We start from the raw sequence: 7,664 nt of genomic DNA on the forward strand, positions 1-7,664 counted from the left end.
CACTATTGATGTAGGTAGTTTGTTTGGCGACGATTATCTGATCATAAATGAAGCCTTTTTTCTATCTAAATAAACAAGTTAGCTCTTAAGATCCTGTCTATGATGCGTTATTAAACTATCGAACATCGTATCGTTGGTGTCTAACAGGCCAAAGTGTTGATCCAAATAGACGGTCGCCCCTAAGCGCTTAATCGAGCCTTTATAATTGGCGTGTTGACCGTGAATCGCTTTTAACAGTGTCGACTTTCCACACCCGTTAGCACCGGTTAGATAACACCGTTCCCCTTGTGATAAAGAGAAACTGATTGGCGCACCAGAGCCGTAAATAAGGCGGCAGTTTTCAACGGTTAACAAAGAGCTCTTTTTACTGTTATTACTCTGTTGTAGATACAAGGCCTGTGGTTTTAGTTGTTCCTTTTGTTCTTTAAGAGATTGAAGCTTATGTTGGTTTTGGTCCTTTAAGTTCTTTTGACTAGTGGCTGATGCTCCTTGCGTTCGTCCTGCTTTATCTTTCATCGCATCCAATAATATCTTGGGTTGGCTACCGGACTTTCTGAGTCGATTACCTTGAGACTCACGTTGCTGTGCTTTTTCCTTATTAGCTTGAGCTTGGCGCTCCAGTCGTTTCTTTTCGGATTGGTGATGTGCAATCTGTTTATCTAGTGCATCGGCCTGATTCGACATTTGTTTGAAGTAGTCATCGTAGTTTCCTTTATAGAAACGTAACCCCAAACTGTTGAGATGGTAGATACCTTCCATTTGTCTCAATAAGCTTCGATCATGGCTGACGACAAGTACCTTACCTTCAAACAACTGGCATTGTTCTAGTAGCCAATTGCGTCCGTCGTTATCCAAATGGTTCGAAGGCTCATCGAGGATCAGTATGTCGTTATTTGATACGAATAGCTGATGAAGCTGTAACAGGGCGAGTTGCCCACCACTCAAAGAGCAACAAAGTGTGTTCAAATCACGAGTGATCTTTAATGTACCTAGCAACTGCTGGGTACGCGCCTCTAAATCCCAATCATCGCCAACGATATTGAAGTGCTGCAGTTCACAGCTACCTTGTTCTATGGCGCTTAACGCTTCTAACTTTTCGGTGAGTCCTAAGAAGTCAGCGATGGTGATGTTGGTATCCAGTAGCGTTGATGGTAACTGAGAGTAAAAGCCGATTGAACCTTGGCGCGAAACACTGCCCGTTGTGGGCTGTTTTTGTCCAACGAGCAACGAAAGTAACAATGACTTTCCAGCCCCATTTCTTCCGACTAGGCCTGTGAGGCGAGTGCTCAAATTAAAGGTGATGTTTTTGAATAACCACTCACCAGTATCGAGTTGGAATGAGAGATTATTGGCTAATATAGTCGGCATAGAAATACCTCCCTTTACGTGTAAACGAGTAAAAGGGGTGAGGCGCTTTTCTGTGCAAGCTCCTGCTGGATGCTAACAACAGATCGCCAAAGGCGTTACTTAGATAGATGACCAATGAAAGAGAGAAAGCGGTATTGAGATGGTTCCTGTCTTTGAGGTACTGATCTTAAAGATGTTTGTTTGTCAAAAAACGGATCTTTAAGAGCTTGATTTGTCGCGAAAATAGATGATGAAGTAACGCCCACTAACCCCGAGTGTCCAAATGATTTTTATAAAAATAAATCGGATGTCAGGATGTTAGTACTTCATTATGGCGTTATTCTCTTTTGAAATGATGGTGGGATGGTACTGAAAGAAAGTACTCTGAGTCAATATGTTGAGGTGATTAAATTGTGTTCAAATAATTAAAGCGCCTTTGTGGCGCTTTAGTGATCATTATTGGAAATAAGTTGAGTCTAGAACTTATATCTTTGGGTTTAGAGCTTAAAGCTAAAGCTATTTGGTTTGCCCACCAACCGCTCGCCAACACATATCAAAGCTATCGTTGATGTACTTCGATGTTTGCTCTGGTGGAGACTCGCTTTGTTCAATCAGCCAGTTTGCACAATTCAAAAAGTGGCTATGGATGAAGTGCCTAACAAGGTTAATGTCCAACACCATCAATTCACCATCTTGTTGCCCTTTCAAAATGATCTCGTCTAGCGATGCGAACATCTGTGAAACAATCACTTCTCGAGTTTGAGTCGATGGGTCGAAATGAACATTGGTGAAGAACTTCATCGCAACCGGATTCTCTAATGCCCACTCAATTCCTGTGACCCACATGAACTTAAAGGTTTGGTAGCGATCTTCTACAGCCACATCAGTGTGCGGTTGAAGGGTCGAGAATAGCTCTAGCTTCAGCTCGCGAAACAGTTCATCAATCAATAGAGATTTATTCTCGAAGTGGTGGAACAACGTCGCTTTTGCCACGCCGGCTGTTTTCGCTATTTGTCCGGTAGATGTGCCCTCTAGCCCTTGTTGAGAGAAGAGCAGGAGTGCAGCATCTAGGATTTTTTGTCTTTTGGTGATCATCTATTGAGTACTTTGAACATCAGTTTCTTGATTGGGTTGTTGTAAGGAGGATGCATTAACTTGGTGAAGTTGATTTTTCCTCTACTTAGAACGGTTTTGGCATGGCTAAGGGTCTTGAAGCCCTCAATGCCGTGATAGTGTCCCATGCCTGAAGGGCCGATGCCACCGAATGGTGCGTCTTCTGCAGCCACATGCACCAAAGAATCATTAATACACACGCCGCCAGAGTGCGTGTCTGATAAAAGCTTGTCTTGGGTTTCTTTATTATGGCTCATTAGGTACAGAGCCAGTGGGCGTTCTCTCTCTGTGATGTAATTGATTGCTTCTTCGATGGAATCATAAGGCACGATAGGCAAAACAGGACCAAACAGCTCTTCTTGCATCGCGAGCATCTCATCGTTCACTTCGGTGAGAAGGTGCGGCGTCATTCTGTGGTTTACATCGTCTTGTGCTTGTTCGGTTACCGTGTGAATAACCGCGCCTTTGGCTTGTGCGTCTTCAATGACACCTTTCAAGCGATTGTATTGGCGCATGTTGATCACTGAGGTTAAGTCTTTGCTATCAATACCGGCTTTATAAAGCTTCTTGAAATAACGCTTATAGGCTGTGATGAACTCGTCTGATTTTTCTCGCGGCAATAAGATGTAATCAGGCGCTACACATATCTGGCCAGCGTTTAGACTCTTGGCAAACAAGATACGTTCAACAGCGTCAGCTACATCAAAGTCAGGGGCAATGATGGTTGGAGATTTGCCGCCTAATTCCAAGGTAACTGGTGTTAAGTTGTTAGCCGCTGCTCTCATAACGTGTTTACCCACAGCGGTTGAGCCTGTGAAAAGGATATGGTCAAACGGCAGTTGGCTAAATTTAGCGGAAACGTCAGCTTCGCCTTCGATAATCGCAACCTGATCTTCACTAAAGCCTTCGGCCAACATCGCTTTTAAAACTCGGTTGGTCGCTGGAGTAAACTCCGACATCTTGAGCATCGCCGTGTTGCCCGCTGCTAACGCTGTGATCAGAGGGCCTAAAGAGAGCATGACTGGGAAGTTCCAAGGCACGATGATACCAACCACACCTACTGGCTGATAATGAACCGTGATCTTTGCTGGCGTTAGCATCAAACCAGCTTTGCGGCGCGATGGCTTCAACCACTTCTTAAGGTTCTTCACGCTGTAATTGATCTGGTGAAGAGAAGGGGTGATATCAGCAATCAAGCTGTCGTGCTTTGCTCGATGGCCATAATCTTCAGATACTGCCTCAATCAATTGCTCTTGATAGCGCATTAACAACGCTTTTAATACTGAGAGGTTTTCTCTTCTCTGCTCAAGCGTAGGATTAACGTTATTGCGGTAGTGATCTTTTTGTCGGTTGAACATTTGATCCATGTCGTTGGTGCTCGACGTGTTTGGTTCAAGGTCTAGATTATGGCTCATAGTATCCCCTAAATTCGAAGGCTGACCGATTGGTTGGTCAGTTAAAATTACAAGAAGATTGAACCGAATACAAGATATGCGCGAGAAAAGTTCAAAAATTGAGCGGTTACAACATTGAAGTGAGCGAGTTCTAGTAGGAAGAATGAAGTGTTTATCGGCATAGAATCGCGGGACACAAGCTGTGTTGGTGATAGCGAGAGTTCAGATTGTGAAGTGCTTATATTTGTCACAACTCTGACTTAACCTCACTCAATTTACTAAAAATCTTTTGGTTTCTGCACATTTTTTCTCCCTAATTTAATGTGAGAAATTGCTTTATATTTAATGCGCTTCAGCCTGTTTTTTACCCTAAAACCTTGTAATTCCTTACCTGTCATTTTAAGTCGATCTGTCGATAAAAAAACGTAATCGTCACCACAAATATCAATGGTTGGACTCGCTCTTAATAATATCGGTTAATGCAGCCAACAAATCGTTTTTGAACGCTTTTTGTTGGGTTATACCTCGCTATTCCAAAGAGGTATCTTCTGTCGATGGCCCTATAGTGTGAGGTCTCTAGAATTGGAAAATTCGGTTAATTTGGAACGCATCCGTGCTGAGTATAATGTAAAGCACTGGAGCCAAGGTTTTTATGGAATTGATGATAACGGTGAGGTGTATGTTTCACCGAGCGAGACGGATCATCAAGTCCCACTAAGTAAGATCGTAAAACAGTTAGAGCAAAGAAATATTGGTTTACCTGCTCTTGTGCGTTTTCCTCAAATAGTGCATCAACGTGTGCACAATATCTGTAACGCATTTAACCAAGCGATCGACGAATATCAGTACGACAATCGTTACCTACTTGTTTATCCGATTAAAGTTAACCAACAAAAAGAAGTGGTTGATGAGATCTTAGCGAGCCAAGCTCAATTAGAGCAAAAGCAGCTAGGACTAGAGGCGGGCAGCAAACCTGAACTATTAGCGGTATTGGCGCTGGCTCAAAAAGCGAGCTCTGTGATCGTGTGTAACGGTTACAAAGACAGAGAATACATCCGTCTTGCGCTGATTGGCGAAAAGCTAGGCCACAAAGTCTTTATCGTTCTAGAGAAGTTGTCTGAGCTTGATCTTGTTCTTTCTGAAGCGAAAGCACTTGGCGTAAAACCTCGTTTGGGTTTGCGTATTCGTCTTGCTTCTCAAGGCGCAGGTAAATGGCAAGCGAGTGGTGGCGAGAAGTCGAAGTTCGGCTTGTCTGCATCACAAGTGCTGACTGTTATTGAACGCTTGAAAGCAGAAGACCAACTGGATGTTCTAGAGCTAGTGCATTTCCATCTTGGTTCACAAATGGCCAATATTCGTGATGTACGAAATGGTGTGAGCGAAGCGGCTCGTTTCTACTGTGAACTGCGCGATATCGGTGCTCAATTGAAGTACTTAGATGTTGGTGGTGGTTTGGCTGTGGATTACGACGGTACACGTAGCCAGTCTTCAAACTCAATGAACTACGGCTTGCTTGAGTACGCTCGCAACATCGTAATGACAGTAGGGGATATTTGTAAGCTCTACAATCAGCCGCAACCTGTGATCATTTCTGAATCTGGTCGTTCGTTGACTGCGCATCACGCTGTGCTTGTTACTAACGTGATCGGTACAGAAAGCTATTCTCCGGAAGATATGGCGGCTCCAGAAGCTGACGCACCAATGTTGCTTAATAACATGTGGAAGAACTTCTTAGAGCTAGATGCGGGTAATGATGACCGAGCGTTGATCGAGATCTACAACGACACGCAAAGCGATATCGCAGAAGCGCACAACCAATTTGCAACAGGCATGCTGAATCTTCAGCACCGTGCTTGGGCAGAGCAGATGTCTTTGCGTATTAACTACGAACTTAGCTCTCGTATGAGTACTAAGAACCGTTACCACCGTCCTATTTTGGATGAGTTGAGCGAGCGTTTAGCCGACAAGTTCTTCGTGAACTTCTCGCTGTTCCAATCTTTACCAGATGCTTGGGGTATTGATCAGGTATTCCCTGTATTACCTCTAAGTGGTTTGGATAATGCGGATGAGCGACGCGCTGTAGTACTGGATATCACCTGTGATTCTGACGGTACGATTGATCAGTACGTTGATGGCCAAGGTATTGAAACAACGCTGCCAGTTCCTGCGTGGAACCCAGATGAACCATACCTGATGGGCTTTTTCTTAGTCGGCGCATATCAAGAGATCTTGGGCGATATGCACAACCTATTTGGTGATACCCACAGTGTCGTGGTGAATGTTGATGAAAGTGGTCAAGCGAATATCGACTACATCAATGAAGGCGATACGGTTGAAGACATGATGCGTTATGTTCATATCGATACGGATCTGATTCGTCAGAACTACAAAGATTTGGTCACGGCGAAAGTACCAGCACAAGAGCAGCAAAGCGTACTTGAAGAGTTAGAGCAAGGCTTGATGGGTTACACCTATCTTGAGGATTTTTAATGAACGATCTATTTACCAAACCAGATTACTCGCTGTACTCCAACGCGATGACTTTTATGCGTCGTCCATTGGTACAGAACCCAATTGATCACGATGCTGATGTGGTTGTGTTGGGCGCGCCGTTAGATATGGCGACGTCGGGTCGACCGGGCGCTCGTATGGGGCCTGATGCGATTCGTCGTGCGTCGGTAAACTTGGCGTGGGAAGGCAAAAAATTTCCTTGGGACTTCAATGTATTTGAACATACCTCGGTGATTGATGCTGGCGATCTTGTGTTTGATTGCGGTGATGCTGAAGATTTAACTCAGCGTTTAGAAGCGGCTGCAAATGCGATTCTAAACAGTGGTAAAACATTGTTAGGTTTAGGTGGCGATCACTTCATTACATTGCCTTTGCTAAGAGCATACGGTAAGAAGTACGGTGAAATGGCTCTGATTCATTTTGACGCGCACACTGACACTTACAGTCAGGGTAGTCGTTACGATCACGGTACTATGTTCTACTATGCGCCAAATGAAGGGTTAATCTCGCCTGAGCATTCTGTGCAAATAGGTATTCGTACAGAGTATAAGCAGGAAGGTCATGGCTTTAATGTTATCAATGCGATGCAAGCGAATGACATGAGCGTGGATGAGATCATTGCTCAAGTGAAAGGCATTGTTGGTGATAAGCCAGTTTACCTAACGTTTGATATCGATTGTCTGGATCCTGCTTTTGCGCCGGGTACTGGGACGCCTGTGTGTGGTGGTTTGAACTCAGATAAAGTACTCAAAATCATCCGTGGCTTAGAGGGTATCAACATGGTTGGTATGGACGTTGTAGAAGTGTCTCCTGCCTATGACCAAAGCGAAATTACGGCATTGGCTGGTGCGACGATTGCTCTCGAGCTGCTTTACGTCTGGACTGCAAATCGCCTTGCTAAATAGTTGTGTGTCATTGCTAACAGCATAACGCTATATACTGATTTTAAAGCCCACTAAGGTTCAACTTAGTGGGCTTTTTTTGGATACCTCGAAATATCCATTTGCAACTTCTACTCATTGTCCCTGTATACCCATTCAATACTCTAACTATTGTATATGTAATTGACGCCATATACGGTGTTTGAACAGTTTCTCATCAGCTTTATGCTGCACCTTGTCTCAAATATGGGATTTAGTTCTTCTTTGGGGTTTAGGTATATATCGACCCTATCAATCGCCCATAAATCCTAATGATTTATCAACTTTATTACTGTATATATTTATAAAAATTTGAGGTGTAATTAAGGTATGCGCTTTATTGCACATTAATCAACACCCTATAAACTTTTGCTTAGTC

4 protein-coding genes and 1 pseudogene are annotated in these 7,664 nt (G+C 43.7%); 2 read left to right on the forward strand and 3 right to left on the reverse strand.

All coding sequences use genetic code 11. From position 1 onward, the window contains the following. Positions 1-102: 102 nt before the first annotated feature. From F0229_RS16265 to F0229_RS16275, 3 genes and pseudogenes are all read right to left on the reverse strand, one after another. Positions 103-1,368, reverse strand: a pseudogene (locus F0229_RS16265) (ATP-binding cassette domain-containing protein); the annotation flags it as partial. Between the two features lie 495 nt (positions 1,369-1,863). Continuing rightward, the gene (locus F0229_RS16270; protein ID WP_171733246.1) at positions 1,864-2,442 is read right to left on the reverse strand and encodes a TetR/AcrR family transcriptional regulator; all 579 of its coding nucleotides are present in this window, start codon (positions 2,440-2,442) and stop codon (positions 1,864-1,866) included. Further along, positions 2,439-3,875, reverse strand: a complete 1,437-nt coding sequence (locus tag F0229_RS16275) for a coniferyl aldehyde dehydrogenase (RefSeq protein WP_171733247.1) — start codon at positions 3,873-3,875, stop codon at positions 2,439-2,441. Before F0229_RS16275 ends, F0229_RS16270 begins: the two co-directional genes overlap by 4 nt. A 561-nt stretch (positions 3,876-4,436) precedes the next feature. On the opposite strand from F0229_RS16275, the gene speA reads away from it, so the two are divergent. Both speA and speB read left to right on the forward strand, forming a co-directional pair. Continuing rightward, the gene (speA, locus tag F0229_RS16280) at positions 4,437-6,344 is read left to right on the forward strand and encodes an arginine decarboxylase (protein ID WP_301338075.1); all 1,908 of its coding nucleotides are present in this window, start codon (positions 4,437-4,439) and stop codon (positions 6,342-6,344) included. Further along, a complete protein-coding gene (gene speB / locus F0229_RS16285; protein ID WP_171733248.1) occupies positions 6,344-7,270 on the forward strand; it encodes an agmatinase in 927 nt (308 codons plus the stop codon). The genes speA and speB overlap by 1 nt, the downstream gene beginning before the upstream one ends. Positions 7,271-7,664 lie beyond the last annotated feature (394 nt).

Source organism: Vibrio sp. AIC-3 (assembly GCF_013114515.1).
Classification (GTDB): Bacteria; Pseudomonadota; Gammaproteobacteria; order Enterobacterales; family Vibrionaceae; genus Vibrio; species Vibrio crassostreae_C.

What these genes read in the sequence shown, in the direction of transcription:
- F0229_RS16275 (WP_171733247.1), bottom strand. Translation starts at nt 3,875, where the DNA reads ATGAGCCATAATCTAGACCTTGAACCAAACACGTCGAGCACCAACGAC.
- F0229_RS16270 (WP_171733246.1), bottom strand. Translation starts at nt 2,442, where the DNA reads ATGATCACCAAAAGACAAAAAATCCTAGATGCTGCACTCCTGCTCTTC.
- speB (WP_171733248.1), top strand. Translation starts at nt 6,344, where the DNA reads ATGAACGATCTATTTACCAAACCAGATTACTCGCTGTACTCCAACGCG.